Source organism: uncultured Rothia sp. (genome assembly GCF_963544205.1).
GTDB lineage: Bacteria > Actinomycetota > Actinomycetes > Actinomycetales > Micrococcaceae > Rothia.
In genome coordinates this window covers 458,362-478,413 of record NZ_CAUUDY010000001.1, presented here as the reverse complement: position 1 = coordinate 478,413, position 20,052 = coordinate 458,362, and the positions used below count along the sequence as shown (strand labels likewise).

The window sequence follows — 20,052 nt, the reverse complement described above, 5'->3', positions numbered from 1 at the left end:
CCTCAACGTGGTGTATGTACAGGTGGGGTGCGTTTGAGACAGTAAACGGGGCAAAACATGCGCCCGCTGGATTACCCCACCTTTAAGAACGTACCAATGGTACACACCTACCCCCACACAACAACACTTGAACAGCACTCACCAGGGGGGTGAAAGGCGCCGGTCAACAGCAGACAGAGAAGCGGCATGAGAGCAAAACCTCCGCGCCACCGCCCCGCTGGACACAGCTTCCACCGTTACACTTAACACCTATGCCAGCGCATCCGGCACACACCACCGGAAGCGGCAGATACCCGGCAGGGCACACAGACTCTCAAACACGGCACTACAAGGAGCGAGGACATGGCAGCAGGGCGCACTCAACCCATCCCCACCGTCAGCAGCGGGGCACGCGCCGCTTCCCTCGGAGGTACCCGACGCGACCTCGGGCTCGACCTCGCCCGCGCCTTCGCCGTGCTCAGCCTGCTCATCCCCTTCGGATACTGGCTGCAGCTGATTCCGGTCTCATGGAAGTTCTGGATTCCGCAGACCCTCGTACCGGCTGAACCGCTCTTCGCCGCAATCCTGGGCGCAGCCGCCTGGCGGTACGCACGCACCGCAAACTTCCCGCAGCTCTTCGCCGGAACCATCGTGCGATTCCTTGCGCTACTACTGCTGGGCGTAGCGCTCATGCAAGGCATCACCTACCTGCCGCAACCGGGCGTCACCGTACCGGCACAGGGCTTCAGCTATTCTCTGCCCTTCGACATGCTCGTACACCTGGCACTACTCACCCTGCTGACCCTATTCGTCGTGCACCTGCCCCTCTGGGCAGTCGCAGCGCTTGCGGTGCTCACCAGCCCCTTTATCACCTGGACCTACACCCTGCTCATGGACGTAGCCGCCCAGGCTGACCAGTGGACCGCCGTTCAGTTGCCCCTCCTGGCGAGCCACGGAGTCAACCACGCCCAAAGCGCCCAGCTCATCTGGGTCATGTGCCTGGGCATCGTGCTCGTACGCCTCTACGACAACCTGCAGGCAAAGCTCGCAATCCCCGTCGTACTCGCCGTACTGGCGCTCGCCGTGTACCGCACCTTCAACCCCTACACGGAGCTGGGCTTCCTCAACAGCCCGCAGGTACTACTGACCCTGAACCTGGCGGCAACCCTCTACTTCTGGGCTGAATGCGCGCGCCTGCTCTCCGCACAGGCGGGAATGCTCACCCCCGTTGCCCGCCTGGGCCAGATGTCGCTGAGCGCCTCTATCGTGCTGGGTGGAATCATCATCTACGCCGGCCCCACCATCAAGGCATTCACCGTCGGCGAGCACTACGTGGCAACCGGAGGCTGGGGCACCGCCGTGTACTGGAGTGCCTTCCTGCTACTCGGCGCCGTCATCGCCCTGGGCTTCTGCACCCTCTGGTCGCGCATGGCGCGCTCCGTAGCCGGACGCGGCCCCCTGGAGGCGATTCTCGCCCTCATCTCCGGGCGCGGCTAAACACGGCCGTACAACGTGCAAGCGACCCCTTCCCTGCGTTCATGCGCGGGGGAGGGGGTCGCTTTTATATACGCCGGAAACTGCTGAGGAATCTGCGGCAGAAATACTGCAACAAAAATACTGCGGGTACGACAAAGCCCCGGTCCAGCGGACCGGGGCTAGTTGTCGGGATGACAGGATTTGAACCTGCGACCTCGTCGTCCCGAACGACGCGCGCTACCAAGCTGCGCCACATCCCGATGTTGACCTATCAGCGAATACCGTAGGCAACTCACCTAGGATAACCCAAAAAAATTCAGAACGCAACACAGCGGCACGCTATCGCTCGGGGAGGGGCAAATAATGCTTCTAAGCGTCAGCCTCCTGAACCTGATTCAGCTCATCCCAGGAAGCGTACATTGCCGCAAAACGACCGCCGGAGGCAATCAGCTGCTGCGGGGAGCCATCCTCCACCACGGAACCCTCATGAATCACCAGCACACGATCAGCGCCCAAAACCGTCGAGAGGCGATGCGCAATCACCAGCGCCGTACGCCCCGCCAATACGGTACGCAACGCCGCCTGCACCGCACGCTCACTCGGAATATCCAGCGAAGCCGTCGCCTCATCCAGAATCAGTACCCGCGGGTTTGCCAAGAATACGCGAGCAAAAGACACCAGCTGACGCTGACCCGCCGACAGGGTAATACCGCCGCGACCCAGACGCGAATCGTAGCCCTCGCGCAGACGCTCAATGAACGCGTCAGCGCCCACCGCCTTAGCGGCAGCCTTCACCTGCTCATCGGTCGCCTGCGGGTTACCCATGCGGATATTCTCCAGAATCGACGCGGAGAACAGGAACACCTCCTGGGTCAGCATGAGCACCTCACGGCGCAGCTGCACGTCCGCCAGCTGGCGAACATCCACACCGTCAATACGCACCTGACCGGAGGAAACATCGTAAAAACGAGCCACCAGCTTAGCGATAGTCGACTTACCGGCACCCGTAGCACCCACCAGCGCCACGGTCGTACCCGGCTCAATGCGCAGGGTCGTCTCCTTCAGCGCGTGACGATCCGAAGTGTACCCAAAGACCGCCGAATCCAGCTCAACCAGGGCACCCTGAACCTTGCCGCTCTCAGCGGTACCGGTAGCAGACTCTACAGCGCGCTCATGCGGATGCTCCGGCTCAGCCACCTCCGGCTCCTCAGCCAAGAACGAGGACAGCTTCTCCAACGCGGACATCGCCGACTGGAACATGTTGTAGAACTCAGAGAGCTGCATGACCGGCTCAAACACGCGGTTCGCGTAAATCACCAGCGCCAGCAGAGTACCGATCTGCATGGTGCCGCCCAGCACCGCATAGCCACCCAGCACCAGCGCACCGGCAATAAACACGTTGCCCAAAAGCATCAGCACGGGCGAGTAGATGCCGAAAATCTTAATCGAATCCATCACCGCCAGGCGGTAACGCTCCGACGCCTGGGCGTACTCGACGCGCATCTGCGCCTCCGCACCAAACGCCTTTACCGCGCGGATACCCGTAAAAGTCTCCACAAAACGGCTCGTTAGATGCGCAGACTCGGTACGCATCGTGCGGAAAACCGGCACCGCCGTCTTCTGGAACCAGCGCGTCAAGAAGTAAATCGGCACGCCCATGACCAGCATGAACAGACCAATACGCCAATCCAGCAGGAAAATAGCGACCGCAGAAATCACCATGGACAGCAGCGTAATCGCCAGCTGGCTAATGCCGCTGTCCAAGAAGCTACGGACCGTATCAATATCGCTGGTCAGACGCGAAATGACCTTGCCCGAGGTGTACCGCTCATGGAACGACACGCTCAGCGACTGCGCGTGACGGAACACCCGCTTACGCAGGTACACCACCACGCCCAGCGACACGCGCACCGTGTACGCCACGTTGACCCACGAGAAAATCGCGGTCACCGCGGTAGCCGCCACAAAAAACACCAGCAGGGTCAGCAGGACAGAAGCATCACCCTGCTTGAGCGGCTCAATGGAACTATCCAAAACGCGGGCAATCAGAATCGGCGCAATCGCCGACGAGCCCGACACCAAAAGCACCGAAACAATCGACAGCGCCAACGCCCCACGATGCGGGCGCAACATCTGACGCAGCAGAGCCATCGAGCGTTCGCGAGTCTCCGCGCGCTCCTGCGGGCTCATCTGCTCCCGTGGCTCCGCCGGACGATGATGGGCCATTAGCCCTCCTCCATCGTCATCAGCTGGCGGTACTGCTCCGAAGAATCCATCAGCTCAGCGTGAGTACCCTCAGCCACCACGGCACCATCAACCATCAGCAGCACGCGGTCAGCCAGAGCCACCGTGGAGGGGCGATGCGCCGTCAGCAGGGTAGTGGCACCGCCCAGGCCCTCTAGACCCTCACGTAGACCGGTAATAATACGCTCTTCGGTGTTCACATCCAGCGCCGAGAACGGGTCATCCAGCAGTAGCACTGAGGGGCGCTTCGCTAGGGCACGCGCCAACGACAGGCGCTGACGCTGACCACCGGACAGGCTCATGCCTTCCTCACCAATGACGGTATCCAGACCCTGCGGAAGCTCCGCCACGAAGTCGCACGCAGCCAGCTGCAGCGCGGTGTTCAGGGTCGCCTCCAGCTCTTCCTGGCTCGGGTAGTCCTCATCCTCGGTGCCGCGCTCGTACTGCTCGGCAACGCCCATCAGCACATTCTCGCGGACCGTGCCGGAGAAGAGCACCGCCTCCTCAAAGACGAACGCGGTCTGGGCGCGCACCTCCTCAATAGACATGTCAGCGGTATCGCGGGTGCCAAAACGCAGGGAACCGGAGGTCGGCTCGTAGAAACGCGGAACCAGCGAGAGCACGGTCGACTTGCCGCTACCGGTCGCACCGACCAGCGCCAGAATCTCGCCCGGGAAGACCTTGAAGTTCACGTCCTTCAGCACGGACACCTCGGGTGCCTTCACCTCAGAGTCTGCACCGGTAGCCTCTGCAGGAACAGGTGCCGGCGCCTCGGCTGCGTCGTAGCTGAACTGAACGTGATCGAAAGCGACAGATACTGCGCCACCGCTGGGGTACTGCATAGTTTCCTTCCCGGAGCCGCCCTCGGCAGACACTCCAGCTACTGTTGACGAATCAGAAGCACCCTGCGGATGCTCGGGCCCAGACACAGCCCCGGAGCCACGAACCAGCGGCACCGCCTCAAAGCCAGGCTCGTCCATGACCTCGTTGTGGCGTTCGAGCGCCACCTTATAGCTCAAATAGGCAGACATCAGCGCGGTCGAGCGCGTCACGTGGCTGAGCACGGTCGTCTGCACCGCAAAGTAGGCGGTCATCGCGCCCAGACTCAGGGTGCCCGCCGCAACCTGCGAAGCGCCCACAGCCAGCGCCACCGCCGTGGAGACACCCACAATCAGACCCTGATACAGGGCAACGCGAGCCACCAGCATCGACCTGCCGTACTCGCGCACCTGCAGGGCATCCACGGACTCGGAATATTCCTGAATCTGCTCGGGGGAGCGGCCCAGCGCCTTAATCACGCGGATACCGCGCACCGACTCCTCGATACGGGTGGAGAGGTCACCGGTCATCTGCTGAATCTCATGCGAGGCACGGTAGTACTTGCGGGTAAAGTTCACCAGCGACAGCACCAGAATGGGCACCGTCACCACGAACACCAGCGCCAGGGACGGTGAAGAACGCAACATGAAGAAGCCGCCGACCAGGAACATCACCGCAACAGTCAGCAGCTGCACAATACCGAAGGACAACCAGCGGCGAATCGTACCCAAATCGCTCATGGAACGGGTCAGCAGCTGACCGGAAGGCCAACGGTCCAGCAGCGAAAGCGGGGCGCTGAGCAGGCGGTCAAAGAAGTTCATGCGCATGGACAGCTCAATCGTGGAGGTCGGGTCCACAATCAGCCAGCGCCTCCAGTACATGAAGGAGGCGTGCGCAATACCCAGCAGAAGCACCAGGCCACCGGCAATCCAGATGGCGCTCTCAGTGGTGCTCTGCGAGAGATGATCCACAATAATCTGCAGCATCTGCGGGATGGCAATCTCAAGGGCACCGGCGCCGAACGCCACGAGCAGACCCACACCCCAGCGCAGACGAATCGGACGCGCATAAGCCGCCAGGGTGCGCGGGGCACGCTGGCCGTGTGCGTAGTCAATCGGGTCGGGGGTTGGCTCGCTCGCGGTCTCAAGGAAGGGGTTGCGGCGGCGCTTAGTCGTGTGTGCTGTAGAGGCCTCAGACATTAGCGGCGACCACCTGCCGAAGCGGCGGCGGTAGGCTGCTCCTTATCGCGAGCCGTGAGGGTCACCAGGATCGCCTCCGGCGGGCAGAATAGACGCACCGGCGCAAAACGAGAGGTACCCAAACCGGCAGAAACCTGAACCGGGATACCGGACTGCTCGCTGACGCCCTTCGCACGCGAAGGCGGCAAATCGCAGTTGCTGACCAGAGCGTGACCGCCGGGTAGGCAGACCTGACCGCCGTGCGTATGGCCGGCAAAAATAGCCTGCGCACCGTCCTGCACGAAGCGGTGCAGGGTGCGCATGTAGGGGGCGTGTGCCACGCCAATACAGACGCTCGGCTCCTGCCCCTCGTCGAAAGCACCGGGGGCGAAACCGGGGTGCTCATCGTAGCGCAGGTGCGGGTCATCCACACCGGAGAACTCCAGACGCAGACCCTTGAGGTTCAGGGTGTCGTAGCGGTTGACCAGGCCCGTCCAGCCGCGCGACTCGAAGGCGTCGTGCATCCGCTCAATGGGCAGTGCTACGCGTGAGCCCTCCTCAATCATCTGCGGGGTGCGCGGCTGCCAGAGGTAGCGTGCCGGGTTCTTGAAGACGGGCGCGAAATAGCAATTCGAGCCGGGCACAAACACACCGGGGAAGTCCATGAGCGGGTCGAGCGCCTCCAGCAGCGGACCCATACCGTCCACGTGGGAGAGGTTATCGCCCGTGTTCATCACCAGATCCGGCTCCAGGGCAGCCAGCGAATGCATGAAGTCAATCTTCTTCTGCTGGCCCGGAATCATGTGCATATCCGAAATGTGCAGAATCCTGAAGTCGGGGCTACCGGCGGGCAGCACCGGCAGGGACTCGGTGCGGAGCTGAAAATTATTCAGCTCAATAAAGTGCCCATACGCCGCCGTGGCGGCCCCCAAGGCTGCAGTGACGGCTACCGCCCCCGCAACCTTCTTCAGGAGCGGGGAGGAGCCGCGTGCGCCGGGGACCGCCACGGGGACGCGGGCGTTGACTGCGTTTTCACACATTATCAATCGCCTTTCAGGCTTCAGCTGGATTAGCTAGGGTTCGAGCTGTAGGACAGAACCTTATCGCTGGGGGTGGTGAAGTCCTTCGTGTCGTACTTCGGAGCAATCGTCTTCATGAACGACTGCCACTGTGCACCCGCGTAGGTTGCACCATCGACGTACTCGAGGACTCGACCGTTAATGCCCACACCGTTCAGGGAGCGGAAGCCGAGGTTGTTCGAACCAACCCAAGACGCGGTGGACAGGCCACGAGTGTAGCCAACCTGCCAGGTCTGGGAGGAGTTATCGTTCGTACCGGTCTTCGCAGCCGAACCGTTCGGCAGGCCAATGCCACGCTGGGATGCGGAACCGCCAGGCTGGATAACGCCCTTCAGAACCCAGCTGACACCGTTTGCGATGTCCGGCTCAAGAACCTGCTCGCACTGGTTCTGGTATTCCTTGAGGGTCTCACCGTTGGTCTTGGTGATCTTATCGACCGGGCGGGGGGTGCAGTACTTACCTTCAGAAGCGAAGATAGCGTACATGGATGCGCTGGTCAGCGGGGAAATACCGTACTTGGTACCACCAATGTTGGTACCCAGGTCGGGGATGCTGTGCAGCGGCTCGCCGGTACCGTCCAGCGCGTGCATCTTGATGGACAGGTCGTGCACATCGCACAGGTCAATCTGGGAGAGCATGCCGTACAGGTACGAGTTCAACGACTGGCGAATACCGTACGCAGCGGTACCGTAGGTCAGACCGCCGTTGACTGCGTTCTTGTAGGACCAGCCGTTCGCCTGACCGGTGTAGTAGTACTTGCCGCCGTCATAGCACTTGGCGTTCCAGCCGAAGCTGGTGGGCCAGAACAGCTGGGTGCCGTTCACGGTGCCGTTCGCACCGCGGCCGGTTCGGAGCCACTGAGCCAGAATAATCGGCTTGAACGTCGAACCGGGCTGAAAGCCGCGGGTACCACCGTAGGCGCTATCAACGTTGTAGTTGTACTCGGTCTTCGAGTGGTCGTTCGCGTCAGCAGGGGTGCCGAGCTCGGTGTTCTGAGCCATGGCGATGACGCGGCCGGTGCCGGGCTCAACACTGGTCAGAGCGGAGTTCACGTCGTTCCAGTTGGTTGCTGCCGGCTGGGTGGAGTCCACTGCCTGCTTTGCCGCGGTCTGAGCCTCGGGGTTCAGGGTGGTGACAACCTTCAGGCCGCCACGCTTAATCGCGGTGTTGCGCAGCTCAGCGGTTGCGCCGAGGGACTCGTCCTGCAGCAGGTAGTTGACCACGTAGCGGCAGAAGAACGCCTTGTCACCCGCCAGGGAGCAACCCTGGGACTTGGGGTGGACGTTGAGCTTAATGTCGCTAGCGATGGCGTCGCTGTATTCCTTATCGGTAATCTTGCCGTCGCGGAGCATGGTGCCCAGAACGATGTCGCGGCGTTCACGGGCGAGCTCGGGGTTCACGGTCGGGTCGTACACGTTCGGTGCCTGCACCAGACCGGCAAGAAGCGCGGACTGAGCCACGTTCAGGTCCTTAGCGGAAATACCCCAGTAGTACTGTGCAGCAGCCTCAACACCGTAGTTCGAACCACCGAGGTTCACGATGTTCAGGTAGCCTTCAAGGATTTCGTCCTTGGACTTGTTCTGCTCCATAGAAATCGCAAGCTTCATCTCGCGAATCTTTGCGGCGTAGGTCTTGTTACCGTTCAGGGTTGCGGTAGCGTCCTCACCGCGAGCCACAGCGGCATCAACGATGAGGTTGTTAACGTACTGCTGGGTCAGGGTCGATGCACCCTGACGGCGGCCGCTACCGGAGTTAATAATGTTGTTCAGGAACGCACGACCAATACCGATAGCGGAGACCGCACCGTGCTTGTAGAAGTCGCGGTCCTCCACCGAGACGATAGCATCCTTCATGTTCTGCGAAATCTGATCCAGCTTGACCGGGTCGCGGTTCTCTTCGAAGAAGGTCGCGATTTCGGTCTTACCGTCAGCAGCGTAAATAGTAGAAGGACGGGAAGAGATGCCATCGGCAATGTCATCAGGAAGGTCCTGGAACCATGACATCGACGCGTTCGCGACCATACCGGCACTCACAGCCGGGGGTACGACAATAATTGCCGCGAGGAAACCGGCAATCACGCTGAACGCGAGGAACTGCAAAAAATCTCCCGGGCGGCGACGCGCACGGGTTTTCTTAGATGAAGCCATTCATTCAGTTTATCCCATGAAGCTGTGAGAGGAAGTCCACCTCAGCACCCCATAGGGAGGTGAACTTCTCCACCTTAAGAATAAAGCCCCAAAAGCCGCGGACATTGACCGAAACCATAGTGAATCCCTTTTACTTATTCGACCCTGAAAGCTAGGCTAGAGGGTATGAAGAAATGGGAATACGCAACTGTACCGCTGATGATCCACACGACCAAGGCTATCCTCGACAACTGGGGTGAAGACGGCTGGGAGCTCGTCACCGTGCTGCCCGGTGCTTCCGCACCTGCCGGTGCAACCCCCGCGTCGAACATGGTCGCTCCGACTCAGGGCAACCCTATCGCCTACTTTAAGCGCGAAAAGGCTGACTAAGAGCAGCGTACCCGGCGGTCACCTCACATATTCCTCTCCTCTTTATAGGGGAAGTGGGAATAGATGAGGAAGGCCGCCGGTTAGCCGTTTAACCGCTGCCTGAATATCAGTAGCGTTTAGATTTGCGGCGTTCCCCCTATCACCGTTTGGGTGCCAACACCCGCCATCCTTCTGGAGTAATCATGACTGAATCCCGTATTGAAGCACGTATCCGCGAGCTCGGTTACGAACTGCCCGTCGCACCCGCCCCCGTTGCCGCTTATGTTCCCGCGGTGAACTCCGGCTCCTACGTGTACACCTCCGGCCAGCTGCCCTTCGTGGACGGCGTTCTGCCCGCTACCGGTAAGGTCTCCGACTCCGGCGCTGAGGGCTTCGTGAACCCCGAGGATGCGAAGAAGTACGCGGGCATCAGCGTGCTGAACGCCCTCGCCGCCGTTAAGTCCGTCATCGGCGACCTGGACCGCGTGCAGCGCGTCGTGAAGGTCGTTGGCTTCGTGGCATCCGAGGTGAACTTCACCGCTCAGCCCGCCGTCATTAACGGCGCATCCGAACTGCTCGGCGAAATCTTCGGCGAGGCAGGCCAGCACGCACGCTCCGCTGTGGGTGTTCCCGTTCTTCCCCTGGACTCGCCCGTAGAGGTCGAGATTATCGTTGAGTATGTCTAATCTGTACACCGGCGCGCTGCCGCTGTCTGCTATTCGTGCTGCCCAGGCTCAGCGGGCAGCACAAAGTGGCGCCCAAAAGACGGTGAACGGTATCGACGGTCATGGATCAGGCGGAGCGCAGGACATTAAGACCCTGCCCCTGCCGGTGCAGGAACGCCGCTTCGGCACCCCCACCCCGGCTGATGGAGTGGAACGTCCGCGCATGTTTACCGGTCGACAGCCCGCAGCTAACCCGCGCACCTCCTGCATTCAGCGTCTCTACACGATTCCCGAGTTCATGCGCACCGCAGCCGAAAGTTGGCGTGAAGGCGGTAACGAAGGTGCGACCGGCTGTACGATGCGCCAGGCGGCATCCGTCATTTTTGTGCGCGACGGCGACAACGGCCTCGAAACGATTCTGACCTACCGCCCCGGCATCTCTCCGCTGGGCGTGGTCGCATTCCCCGGCGGCACGGCTCTTCCCGGTGATGATGAGTCTGCATCCTGGATTGGCCCCGGTGCCGAATACTGGGAAGAGCAGTTCCACTTCTCCGATATTGCTCAAGCACGCCGCAGCGTCATGGCTGCCGTGCGTGAATCCTTTGAAGAGACCGGCATTCTGCTCGCTGGTGAGGACGAACAGGACGTGGTGGAGCGCTCCAGCACCCCTGAGCTCATGGCGTGGCGTGAAGCGGTTGCCGAGCAGGACAAGAGCTTCTCTAACTTCTTGACCTCCAGTGGTCTGAGCGTGCGCGCCGACCTGTTGCGCCCGGTCGCGCGTTGGCAGTCCCCGGACTTCTTCCTCAAGCGCTACGATATCGCCTACTTCACCACGGCGTTGCCCGTCGGCCAGGACCCGAAGCTGCTGCTCGGTAAGGGCGTGTGGGGTGACTGGTTGAACGTGCGTGAACTGCTCGAAGCCAAGGACACCAGCGAACTGGGTGACCGCATCGGCCAGTCCAATACGGTGGGTCGTACCCTCGATCAGCTCATCACCCCCGGCGTGATGTGCATGCTCGAGTCGCTGGCGAAGGCTCAGACCTCCGTGGCGTGGCTGTCGAAGCGCCGCAAGATTGAGGTGAAGAAGCCCGTGCTCGTCACCCACAACGGTGCATGCATGCTTTCCTTCACCGAGGTGGTCCCGGCGACGACCGGTTCCATGTACACCGGCGCGATGGGTGTGCTCTAACGGGTTTGCCGCATTCGTACGCTCGTGAGATGAAGCGTTAAAGAAATCAGGAGCCGTTTCCCCATGCAGAGGGAAACGGCTCCTGATTTATTTAAGTCGTGCGTCTTTAGCGGGAACGCTGGCGCAGGCGGGGCAGGTCCAGAATGACCACTGCGCGTGCCTCCAGGCGAATCCAGCCACGAGAAACGAACTCGGCAAGAGCCTTGTTCACGGTCTCGCGGGATGCGCCAACCAGCTGTGCCAGCTCTTCCTGGGTCAGCTCGTGAGCAACGAGCACGCCGTCGGTCGCGGGGCGGCCGAAGCGGTCAGCCAGGTCCAGCAGAGCCTTAGCGAGGCGGCCGGGAACGTCGGAGAAGACCAGGTCAGCCAGCGCCTCGTTAGCGTGGCGCAGGCGGCGAGCCAGAGTCTTAATAACCTGATCGGAAATCGAGGGGTCTAGCTGCTGTGCACGCTTGAAGGACTCGTGCTTGATGGCAGCCAAGCGAGTCTCAGAAACAGCCACAGCGTTGGTCGAACGGGGCGAAGGATCGAAGAGAGCCATCTCGCCGAAAACGTCACCGGGACCCATAATCGCGACCATGTTCTCGCGGCCGTCAGCGGCGGTGCGGCCCAGCTTGACCTTACCGGAGAGCACAGCGAAGAGCTGGTCATCCTGGTCACCCTCGTAGAAGAGGACAGCGTTGCGGGAGAGGTCAATCTCCTGAATGTCATCGGTCAGCAGAGCGAAAGCTGCGTCGTCGAGGTTAGCAAAGAGAGGGGTACGACGGAGGATCTCGAGATCCATAAAGTTCTCCTAGATATGAGGTGATGAGCCGAAGCTCGTAAATGTTCAGTGAGTGAGCCCGAACCGGTGTCATGCGTCTCAACATCTGAAATGTGAGAAGGCTCAAGCTAGTGTGACATATTCAACTGATATGAGCGTACCCTAAAAAAGCGCTTTATGCATTCCGATATAGGGCGCTTTACAGCAAAAGTTATTTCTTTCGAGAAAATTCAAAGCTTACCCACAGGTTCAGCCCCTAATATCAAGCATCCAGGTGTGTACTTTTTCGGTACCAAGCACGCTGACACCCTCATGACGCGGAGGCGCACCGCCTCCACACGCGGTACGATGCGACGAGGCAGAACCCGGTCTCAACAACCCCGGAACCGCCCGTCACGCCCGCCGCAGGGTCTAGCGTGCCACCACACTCACCGGGCGCCAGCCCGCACCAACCACATTGGGCACACCGTGACCACTTCTACCCACCAAGGAGGCAATTAGTCGTGACGACTGGCATCAACCTGCTTGATATTGCTATCCCCATCATCTTGCTGCTCTACTTCCTCGCCGGAGTCCGCAGCGGATTCTTCACCACCCTCGGAACCTTCCTCGGCCTGGGTCTGGGCGTCTGCGCAGCAGCCTGGCTCGTGCCCCTCGCCGTCGCCTCCGTGGGATCACAGTGGAGCCTCATTACCGCCGTCGGCGTGCTCATCATCTGCCTGACCATCGGACAGTGGCTCGGCCTCATCGCCGGACGCACCATCCGGAAGGTCACCGACATCACCCCGCTCAAGGGCATTGAACGCTTCTTCGGCGGCGTGCTGAACCTCGCCGCCTGCGCCCTGGTCATGGTCGTGCTGACCATCTCCATGCGCACCGTACCCATCCCGCAGCTCAACACTGCGCTCAGCGAATCCAAGACCCTCTCCTGGATGGTCGCCTCCACCCCCGAGATCGTCAAGGACCGCATCAACACGGTACGCAATGACGTGCTCGCCTTCGGAACCATTCCGGAAGTCAGCCAGCTCATCGCCCCCGAAACCAGCGCCCCCACCCAGACCGTAGAATCCGCGGCACTGGATCGGGCGGCAGCCTCCGTGGTTGAGATTCTGGGCGCCGCAGAGCAGTGTGGCTACACCTCCACCGGCTCCGGCTTCGTCGCTGATAACGGCCTGGTTGTCACCAACGCCCACGTGGTCGCCGGCGTGACCTCCCCGGTCGTACAGGACTCCCGCGGCCGCACCTGGCCCGGCACCGTCGTCTACATGGACAGCGAACAGGACATCGCCTTCATCAGCGTTCCCAAGCTGCCGCTCGAACCGCTGAACATCGGCACCAACGCCGCCGCAGGTAGCCTCGTAACCTTCATGGGCTACCCCAAGGGCGGCCCGTTCAAGGCACTGCCCGCCACCGTGCAGGGCATCGGCAACACCCAGACCATCGACGCCGACACCGGCCGCGCCAACGCCATGCGCCAGGTCTACCAGCTGGCAGCCGACGTGCAGCACGGCAACTCCGGCGGCCCCGTCCTCGACGAAAACGGCAACGTGGTCGGCGTGATCTTCGGTAAGGCAACCAGCGGCCAGACCGGCTACGCCATCACCGCAAGCACCCTCAAGCAGGCACTGGCTGAAGGCGGCGACAACACCGCCGCAGTCTCCACCGGAACCTGCCGCAAGTAACTAGCCGCTAGATAGCGATAAAAGTTCAGGCTCCCGTCCTCAAGTAAGGAACGGGAGCCTGAACTATTTCACGACAGGAGGCGGGGCTGGGTTATTCCGCAAGATGCTGCACTGGGTTATTCGGCGAGATGCTGCGCTGTTATTCCGCCAGGTGCTGAGCCAGGAAATCAACCGCCATGACATAGCCGTACGCACCCGCACCGGCAATCACCGCAGTAGCCTGCGGCGACACAAACGAATGATGGCGGAATTCCTCGCGGCGATGCACATTCGACAGATGCACCTCAACCACCGGAAGCTCAGCCGCCTCCAGCGCATCGTGTAGCGCCACCGAGGTGTGCGTGTACGCCGCCGGGTTGATAATAATCGCCGCGCCACGAGTACGAGCACGCTGAATCTCATCCACCAGCGCCCCCTCATGATTCGACTGCATAAACTCAACATCAAAACCATGATCCGCCGCGCGCTCACGCACCATACGCTCAATATCGTGCAGAGTGGTGTAGCCGTACACCTCGGGGCGGCGCTGCCCAAGCAGGTTCAAATTCGGTCCATTAAGCACAAAAATCGTATCTGACATAAAACCAGTGTGGCACAGTGAGCGCCCGCTGAGCGCTAGTCGGCGCGAACTGCCCAGAAAAAGATCAGATGCAGAAAATGATGAGGGGAGGGGGAGAGAGCCGCGCGCGAGCCAAGTACGGTGAACCTCGCTACCGCCCACACCCTAAAGCCCGGTACCCTCGCGCTATGACCGAGAACGCCACCGAACCCGCAGCAGACGCACAGAACAGCGCGGCACAGAACACCCCGGAATACAACACTGCGGCAGAGAACGCCGAATCGCTCCTGCAGATCCGATTCGTTCCCGAATTCAAAGCCGCAGCCGCCGCACGCCGCCTCAACGCACGCGCACCCGAAAGCCACCTCGCCACCGTGCGCCGTGCCCGCAAAATCAACCGCATCCTCGGCGAAACCTACCCCTACGCCGTCGCAGAACTCGACTTCAACAACCCCTTCGAACTACTCATCGCCACCGTGCTCTCGGCACAAACCACCGACGTGCGCGTCAACTCCGTCACCGGGGCACTCTTCGCACGCTACCCGGACGCCGCTGCGCTCGCCTCCGCACGCACCGAAGAGGTCGAACCCTACATTCAATCCCTCGGCTTCTACCGCGCCAAGGCACGCTCCATCGTCACCCTCTCCCAGCAGCTCGTAGAACGCCACAACGGTCAGGTTCCCTCAACCCTCGAAGAGCTCGTAGAACTCGCCGGAGTCGGCCGCAAAACCGCGAACGTGGTCCTCGGAAACGCCTTTGACGTGCCCGGACTGACCGTAGACACCCACTTCGGCCGCCTTGCCCGCCGCATGGGATTCACCACCGCAGACGCCCCCGAGACGGTCGAAAAAGACGTCGCCGAACTCATCGAACGCAAAGACTGGACGCTCTTCTCACACCGCATGGTCTACCACGGCCGCCGCATCTGCCACGCCAAAAAGCCCGCCTGCGGCGTATGCCCCGTCGCCGACCTCTGCCCGTCCTATGGCGCCGGGGAGACGAACGAGCAGGCAGCACGTAAACTCATGAAATACGAAATGGCACCCGGTCGAGAAGACCTGCACCTGCGATTCCTGCAGGGGGCAACCCGCCGCGAACTCATGGCAGAAGGCTACCCGCTCAGCGCCTAACGGCGCCCGGAATGCAGCCGCGCAGAAAAGAGGTACACAGATGAGCGAAAACTCGCCCCAGCAGGAGGCGCAACACCCCGCCCAGCAGGCGTTGACCGCCCTGGCAGAAGGTGGCGTGGAATTCGACGTCCAAGCCCTGCTGCGCAGCGCACCCGCCAGCCCCCTCAGCAAAGAAGCCGCCGTGCTGATCCTCTTCGGCGTGCTCGATAACTCGCCATCCACCGGCGAATTTGACGGCTGCCCCGAAAATGTCAGCGCCGACCTGGACGTACTGCTCCTCGTGCGTGCCGCAACCCTGCGCTCACACGCCGGCCAGCCAGCCTTCCCCGGCGGCAAAATCGACCCCGAAGACTACGCGCTCGCCGAAACCACCGGTGAACCCGTCGCCCACATCGCCGCCCTACGCGAAGCGGTCGAAGAAACCGGGCTCGACCCCGCCGGCGTGCAGGTCCTCGGCCAGCTGCGCACCCTGCCGCTGCCCATCAGCAACTTCATGGTTACCCCCGTTATCGGCTGGTGGAACAGCCCCGTGCCCGTCGAGGTCGTCGACCACAACGAATCCGCGCTCATCGCCCGCGTGCCCGTGCGCGACCTGCTCAACCCCGCCAACCGGCACACCGCCTACGTCAAGCGCGGCCGCACCTCACACCGCACCCCCGCCTTCGAGGTGCGTATGCCCGGCGGCGAAGAATTCACCGTCTGGGGATTCACCGCAATTCTGCTTGACCGAATCTTCGACTCGCTCGGCTGGACCGTGCCCTGGGACAAGAAAAAGATGCGCCCGGCACCCGGCTACGAGGAGTAAAGCTCTTCGCGGAATAAACACTTGACTAGCGGATACAGGGTGCGGATAGGGGCGGCAGGTAGCTTGAATGAAGCTACCCGCCGCCCCTATTTTTGTCTCTATTTTGCCCGCAGATTATTTACCGTCTGCGTAGTTGTGCACCCGCGCCACCGACACCGGAAAATCAACCGGCACCCGACCGAACAGCAGACGCGCCGCCTCCGCAGCGCCCTCACGCACAATACGCTCCACACGATCCGCCTCCAGCTCGGGACCGCACAGCAGAAGCTCATCGTGCAAAAAATACACAATGCGGGTGCGCATCGGCATACCAAAAATCCGCTCCGACAGTAGACGGGAACGCACCGCGCCCATCCAGCACAGAGCCCACTCCGCCGCCGTACCCTGAACAATAAAATTGCGGGTCATGCGGCCGTGTGCACGCGCAGTCGACACCGCACGCGACTCAGCCGTCGGCGAAGACCGATCAGCCACAATCTCACGGAAACGCTCATCCACCGGCGGGGATGTACGACCCAAAAAAGTCGTCACCTGACCGCCCGCCTCACCAATGCGAGCCGCACGCTCCGTAAACTCCATGGCCTGCGGAAAAAGTGCCGCCACATGCGGCAACAGTGCACCAATCTCACCGCTACGGCCGCCGTACATAATCGCCAGCATGCCCACCTTCGCGTAGGAACGCTCCGTCAAACCCACACCCTTCAGGCGCGCCAGCTCGGCGATACCCGCATACAGGTCAGCGCCGCGACCCGCTGAAGCGAGCGCCTCATCACGGCTCAACGCCGCCAGGATGCGCGGCTCAATCTGCGAGCCGTCCGTCACCGTCAGCACCTGACCCTCCGGCGCCTGAACCGCCTGACGAATCTCTGCAGGAAGCTGCAGCGCGCCACCGCCGGAAGCACCCCAGCGCCCGGTTGCGGCGCCGCCCACCTCAAGATGCGGTCGGAACGCACCCTCAGAAACCCAGGTATCAGCCCAAGTCCAGCCGTTAGCGGTCCAAATACGGTACAGTTTCTTGTACCGCAGAATCGGGTCAATCAGCGCCCAACGCTTCTCCCGCTGCGCCGGAATCGCATCCGCCCAACTCTTCAACTCCCACGAGCGCGTCGACTTCACCGACACCCCCGCAGACTGCAGAGCACGCAAAAGATCCTGCGGCGAATCCGGGTTCAACGACGGCATAAACAGCATGCGCTGAATCTGCTCCGCCAACTCCTGCATCTTCTGCGGACGCTCCCCAGGCGCCGGGCGCGGACCCAACAACTCGCACAGATGCTCATGATGCGCCTGCACATTAAACGGGATGCCGTAATAGCCAATCTCAGCCGCCACCAACGCGCCGGCAGACTCAGCCGCCGCCAAAAGACGTAGCCGCTCCGGGTGCCTCGACGCACCGATAGCGCGCGCCTGCGCCAGCCACTCACGCATCAGCACACGCACCACCGGATGCTCCGGCAGCAGAGTCACCGGGCCCGCCGCCAACTGCTGGGCAAAAGGCTCATGGGGTGCCGCCTCCAGGAAATCGGGGGAGGAATCTGCAGAGGAATCGGCGGGTGCGGCGGAAGAGGTGGCGGGGGCACTCAAAAAATCAGCGCCGAACAGCTCCTCCTGACCCTGAATCTGCCGCGCCACCGGCAGATACCCCTGAGGCTCCACCGCCTCACGCAGATCAGCAAGATCCAGCACCGGGCTGTACTCCACAAAATCGCTCGGATGCGTAGCGGCAGTCGCCAAAATTCGCTGCACCAGACGCAAATCATGGCACAGATGCACCCGCACCCCGCGGTGCAGAAGCAGCGGGTCAACGTGGCGGGTATCAGCCCAAATCCAGCGCGGAAAACGCGCCTCCGCCGACTCGGACGCCTGACGCTCCACCTCACGCACATACGCCGGAAGATTCGCCGCACTCACCCGGTCCGCACGCGTAATCCGCGGAATAAAGGTCGGGTCCTGCAACTGCTCAGCGGTCGGCGCCGAAAAATGAAAAGCACCCCACGACGTCACCGGCTGGGCACCGCGCGGCGAAGCACCCGCGGCAATAGCCGAGGTGACCGGGTGCGCGGGGGTGCCGGTCTGGGCGGTAATACCCGCGCCGGTGGCAGGACTGAGTAGAACGTACATTCTTCCATTATCGGTGACCGGGTGCGAAGGCGCGCGGTTTGCGGATGAGCGGGCACGGGATACGTGCGAAAAGTACTGTGGGTGCGAGAGGGCAGAACGCGCCGCGGTTTGTCATAAAAGCGCCGGATGCGTGCGTTTTGTTCGTTTGGGGCGCGTGCATCGTGGATATTTCGGGGTGCGCGAGGAGTTATCCACAGAACGCTCATTCTCTTAAAAATTTAGGATGGGCGCAATGCTCTCCTAGAGCCATGAACCCCACCAGAAATCCCGCCAGCAACACCGGTAGTCCCAATGGCTACCCGACCAGCGCCGTGCAGAATCTAAGCACACAGAGTCCAAGCACGCAGGTGCAGGGAACGAATCGACTGGGTGCGCAGAATGCAGGTGCGCGCTCACTGCCCGCCCTGCTCATCCCCGAAGACTACCGCGCCCGCGCCGTCGCCCTGCACGCCCGCGAGCTAATCCTGCGCTCGCCGCAGATGAGCGCTATCGCCCTGAACGGTTTTAGCGGTGGTTTTAGCGGTGGATTTGGCGCCGGGGTTGAGACGGCAGCGGAGCGCGCGCCCGCAGAGGGTGTAATCGCCGCGGGCAGCGCAAACACTGCGAGTGCTGCGGACGGTGGACTGCTCCAGGAATCCCAGCCCCTCCGCGAGATTCTCGAAAATGCCGTGGACGAGGCAATCTACGCCATCGACGGCGGATGCCAGGGGAATGCCTGGGGGAACGCGAACGCAGAAGGAACGGGCGCAGACGGAAGCAATGCAGCGAAGCTCCGAAAATTCCGCGCCAAAGCTGCGCCGTCCGCGCCCGCCTCCTGGAGCTACCCCAGCGTGGAATACGTGCCCGTCAACCGGCAGACCGCGCTGCGCTACCTCGCCGCGGAACTTTACGGCCTCGGCGTCCTCGACCTGCTCCTCGACGAGGGGCAACGCGCCGGAACCATCACCGATATTTACGTGAACTCGCCCTGCGATATCTGGGCGGGCATCAACGGAACCACCCGCCCCGTAGCGCTGAGCCTCGGCAATGAGCGGCGCGTGCGTGACCTCGCCGAGCGGCTCATCCGCAGGCACGGCGGGCAGCTGGACGCCGCGCATCCGGCGGCTGACATTAGCGACGAGCATGGTAGGCGCATCCACGCGATTATCCCGCCGCTGAGCGAACGCACCCGGCTCTCCGTGCGCCTACCCGCCCGCGAGCGCCCCACCCTGGCGCAGCTGCAGGCCGCCGGGCTGTGCGATGAGGCGACCGCCGCCTACCTGCGCCGCATGATTGCCGAACGCCGCGGGTTCCTCATTAGCGGCGGCACCGGCACTGGCAAAACCACGCTGCTCAACGCTCTGCTGGGTCTGTGTACGCCGCAGGAGCGCCTCATTTTGCTCGAAGATACCCCGGAACTTGCGCCGCAGCATGAGCAGGTAATCGCCCTCAAAACCCGCGCCGCGAACTCCGAGGGTGCCGGCGAAATCGGGCTGGGTGAGCTGATCGTGCAGGCGCTGCGCATGGGCCCGGATCGGCTCGTGGTGGGTGAGTGCCGCGGTGCGGAGGTGGTGCACCTGCTGACCGCCATGAATACCGGTCACCGCGGTGCTGGAACGACCCTGCATGCCAATAGTGCGCAGGCGGTGCCTCTGCGTTTGTGTGCTCTGGGTGCGCTCGCCGGACTGGATAGTAGAACGGTCGCTCTACATACGGCGACGGCTTTTGAACGCATTATCCACCTGGAACACCGGGACGGTCGCCGCCGCATCGAGGGTATCTACAGTCTGCACCCCGCCACGCAGGGGAGCGAAAAGTACCTGCAGGTCAGGCGTATTTCTGTCGAATCCAATGTTGGGTACTAGCCCCCGAAATGGGGGAAACGGAAA

At 62.0% G+C, this 20,052-nt stretch carries 15 protein-coding genes and 1 tRNA gene; 8 read left to right on the top strand and 8 right to left on the bottom strand.

What is annotated here, in order from left to right:
* Positions 1–342: 342 nt before the first annotated feature.
* Positions 343–1,476 (top strand): hypothetical protein, encoded by a 1,134-nt coding sequence (locus RWZ58_RS01955; RefSeq protein ID WP_314657035.1) that lies wholly within the window; start codon positions 343–345, stop codon positions 1,474–1,476.
* 165 nt (positions 1,477–1,641) lie between these two features.
* Here RWZ58_RS01955 and RWZ58_RS01950 read toward each other — a convergent pair.
* The 5 genes from RWZ58_RS01950 to RWZ58_RS01930 form a co-directional block, all read right to left on the bottom strand.
* A tRNA-Pro gene (locus RWZ58_RS01950) sits at positions 1,642–1,715 on the bottom strand.
* A gap of 109 nt (positions 1,716–1,824) precedes the next feature.
* Positions 1,825–3,681 (bottom strand): ABC transporter ATP-binding protein, encoded by a 1,857-nt coding sequence (locus RWZ58_RS01945; protein WP_314657033.1) that lies wholly within the window; start codon positions 3,679–3,681, stop codon positions 1,825–1,827.
* On the bottom strand, positions 3,681–5,717 hold the full coding sequence (locus RWZ58_RS01940; protein WP_314657031.1) for an ABC transporter ATP-binding protein: 2,037 nt from the start codon (positions 5,715–5,717) through the stop codon (positions 3,681–3,683). The genes RWZ58_RS01945 and RWZ58_RS01940 overlap by 1 nt, the downstream gene beginning before the upstream one ends.
* A complete protein-coding gene (locus tag RWZ58_RS01935; protein ID WP_314657030.1) occupies positions 5,717–6,736 on the bottom strand; it encodes a metallophosphoesterase in 1,020 nt (339 codons plus the stop codon). Before RWZ58_RS01935 ends, RWZ58_RS01940 begins: the two co-directional genes overlap by 1 nt.
* 29 nt (positions 6,737–6,765) lie before the next feature.
* Complete coding sequence (locus tag RWZ58_RS01930) at positions 6,766–8,922, bottom strand: transglycosylase domain-containing protein (protein ID WP_314657029.1); 2,157 nt, start codon at positions 8,920–8,922, stop codon at positions 6,766–6,768.
* Between the two features lie 165 nt (positions 8,923–9,087).
* Between RWZ58_RS01930 and RWZ58_RS01925 the strand changes: the two genes are divergently transcribed.
* The 3 genes from RWZ58_RS01925 (at position 9,088) to RWZ58_RS01915 (ending at position 11,124) form a co-directional block, all read left to right on the top strand.
* Positions 9,088–9,291 carry a hypothetical protein gene (locus tag RWZ58_RS01925; protein WP_005504647.1) on the top strand — a complete coding sequence of 68 codons (204 nt, stop codon included), beginning with the start codon at positions 9,088–9,090 and terminating at the stop codon, positions 9,289–9,291.
* A 182-nt stretch (positions 9,292–9,473) separates the two neighbouring features.
* Complete coding sequence (locus tag RWZ58_RS01920) at positions 9,474–9,956, top strand: RidA family protein (RefSeq protein ID WP_314657028.1); 483 nt, start codon at positions 9,474–9,476, stop codon at positions 9,954–9,956.
* Positions 9,949–11,124: an NUDIX hydrolase gene (locus RWZ58_RS01915; protein ID WP_314657026.1), complete on the top strand. Its 1,176-nt coding sequence runs from the start codon at positions 9,949–9,951 to the stop codon at positions 11,122–11,124. Before RWZ58_RS01920 ends, RWZ58_RS01915 begins: the two co-directional genes overlap by 8 nt.
* A gap of 106 nt (positions 11,125–11,230) precedes the next feature.
* Here the strand turns inward: RWZ58_RS01915 and RWZ58_RS01910 are convergent, their stop codons facing one another.
* Positions 11,231–11,908 carry a Crp/Fnr family transcriptional regulator gene (locus RWZ58_RS01910; protein WP_005504653.1) on the bottom strand — a complete coding sequence of 226 codons (678 nt, stop codon included), beginning with the start codon at positions 11,906–11,908 and terminating at the stop codon, positions 11,231–11,233.
* Positions 11,909–12,390: 482 nt separating this feature from the next.
* On the opposite strand from RWZ58_RS01910, the gene RWZ58_RS01905 reads away from it, so the two are divergent.
* On the top strand, positions 12,391–13,569 hold the full coding sequence (locus tag RWZ58_RS01905) for a MarP family serine protease (RefSeq protein ID WP_314657024.1): 1,179 nt from the start codon (positions 12,391–12,393) through the stop codon (positions 13,567–13,569).
* Between the two features lie 139 nt (positions 13,570–13,708).
* Here RWZ58_RS01905 and aroQ read toward each other — a convergent pair whose 3' ends face one another.
* On the bottom strand, positions 13,709–14,149 hold the full coding sequence (gene aroQ, locus RWZ58_RS01900; protein WP_044150130.1) for a type II 3-dehydroquinate dehydratase: 441 nt from the start codon (positions 14,147–14,149) through the stop codon (positions 13,709–13,711).
* A gap of 167 nt (positions 14,150–14,316) precedes the next feature.
* Here aroQ and nth point away from each other — a divergent pair, with 167 nt between their 5' ends.
* Both nth and RWZ58_RS01890 read left to right on the top strand, forming a co-directional pair.
* The gene (gene nth, locus RWZ58_RS01895; protein WP_314657022.1) at positions 14,317–15,258 is read left to right on the top strand and encodes an endonuclease III; all 942 of its coding nucleotides are present in this window, start codon (positions 14,317–14,319) and stop codon (positions 15,256–15,258) included.
* 40 nt (positions 15,259–15,298) lie between these two features.
* Positions 15,299–16,063 (top strand): CoA pyrophosphatase, encoded by a 765-nt coding sequence (locus RWZ58_RS01890; RefSeq protein ID WP_314657021.1) that lies wholly within the window; start codon positions 15,299–15,301, stop codon positions 16,061–16,063.
* 114 nt (positions 16,064–16,177) lie between these two features.
* On the opposite strand, the gene RWZ58_RS01885 is transcribed toward RWZ58_RS01890, so the two are convergent.
* Positions 16,178–18,184: a bifunctional 3'-5' exonuclease/DNA polymerase gene (locus tag RWZ58_RS01885; protein WP_314657018.1), complete on the bottom strand. Its 2,007-nt coding sequence runs from the start codon at positions 18,182–18,184 to the stop codon at positions 16,178–16,180.
* Positions 18,185–18,432: 248 nt separating this feature from the next.
* Here RWZ58_RS01885 and RWZ58_RS01880 point away from each other — a divergent pair, with 248 nt between their 5' ends.
* The gene (locus RWZ58_RS01880; protein ID WP_314657016.1) at positions 18,433–20,028 is read left to right on the top strand and encodes an ATPase, T2SS/T4P/T4SS family; all 1,596 of its coding nucleotides are present in this window, start codon (positions 18,433–18,435) and stop codon (positions 20,026–20,028) included.
* Positions 20,029–20,052: the final 24 nt, after the last annotated feature.

Excerpts from the sequence above, each read along its gene's own strand:
- RWZ58_RS01880 (WP_314657016.1), top strand. The coding sequence starts at position 18,433 with ATGAACCCCACCAGAAATCCCGCCAGCAACACCGGTAGTCCCAATGGC.
- RWZ58_RS01930 (WP_314657029.1), bottom strand. The coding sequence starts at position 8,922 with ATGGCTTCATCTAAGAAAACCCGTGCGCGTCGCCGCCCGGGAGATTTT.
- RWZ58_RS01910 (WP_005504653.1), bottom strand. The coding sequence starts at position 11,908 with ATGGATCTCGAGATCCTCCGTCGTACCCCTCTCTTTGCTAACCTCGAC.
- nth (WP_314657022.1), top strand. The coding sequence starts at position 14,317 with ATGACCGAGAACGCCACCGAACCCGCAGCAGACGCACAGAACAGCGCG.
- RWZ58_RS01925 (WP_005504647.1), top strand. The coding sequence starts at position 9,088 with ATGAAGAAATGGGAATACGCAACTGTACCGCTGATGATCCACACGACC.
- RWZ58_RS01920 (WP_314657028.1), top strand. The coding sequence starts at position 9,474 with ATGACTGAATCCCGTATTGAAGCACGTATCCGCGAGCTCGGTTACGAA.
- RWZ58_RS01945 (WP_314657033.1), bottom strand. The coding sequence starts at position 3,681 with ATGGCCCATCATCGTCCGGCGGAGCCACGGGAGCAGATGAGCCCGCAG.
- RWZ58_RS01940 (WP_314657031.1), bottom strand. The coding sequence starts at position 5,717 with ATGTCTGAGGCCTCTACAGCACACACGACTAAGCGCCGCCGCAACCCC.
- aroQ (WP_044150130.1), bottom strand. The coding sequence starts at position 14,149 with ATGTCAGATACGATTTTTGTGCTTAATGGACCGAATTTGAACCTGCTT.
- RWZ58_RS01885 (WP_314657018.1), bottom strand. The coding sequence starts at position 18,184 with ATGTACGTTCTACTCAGTCCTGCCACCGGCGCGGGTATTACCGCCCAG.
- RWZ58_RS01890 (WP_314657021.1), top strand. The coding sequence starts at position 15,299 with ATGAGCGAAAACTCGCCCCAGCAGGAGGCGCAACACCCCGCCCAGCAG.
- RWZ58_RS01935 (WP_314657030.1), bottom strand. The coding sequence starts at position 6,736 with ATGTGTGAAAACGCAGTCAACGCCCGCGTCCCCGTGGCGGTCCCCGGC.
- RWZ58_RS01915 (WP_314657026.1), top strand. The coding sequence starts at position 9,949 with ATGTCTAATCTGTACACCGGCGCGCTGCCGCTGTCTGCTATTCGTGCT.
- RWZ58_RS01955 (WP_314657035.1), top strand. The coding sequence starts at position 343 with ATGGCAGCAGGGCGCACTCAACCCATCCCCACCGTCAGCAGCGGGGCA.